A 253-nucleotide genomic window follows, 5' to 3' on the forward strand; every position below is an offset into this window, starting at 1 on the left:
GCGCTTTCCTCCGTAGCTCAATTGGCAGAGCATGCGACTGTTAATCGAAGGGTTACTGGTTCAAGTCCAGTCGGAGGAGCAAATAATGAGGCTCTGACCAGGCATTACGCCGGTCAGGGCCTCATTTTTCTTTGCTTGGCACCGCCCGCGGGACCAAGGCTGGCAGCCTCCCCGAAGACCCACGGGTTGCGTCCCCTGGGTCCACCCCAGTTGCTGTTTATGTTTCTGCCGGATGGGTGAGCTCGTTGCGTTC

1 tRNA gene is annotated in these 253 nt (G+C 58.1%); it reads left to right on the top strand.

Features of this window, described 5'->3' with window-relative positions:
- Nucleotides 1–6 precede the first annotated feature (6 nt).
- Nucleotides 7–79 (top strand) — tRNA-Asn (locus SB754_RS21670).
- Nucleotides 80–253 lie beyond the last annotated feature (174 nt).

The organism is Leifsonia sp. SIMBA_070, assembly GCF_046534635.1.
Taxonomy (GTDB): Bacteria; Actinomycetota; Actinomycetes; order Actinomycetales; family Microbacteriaceae; genus Leifsonia.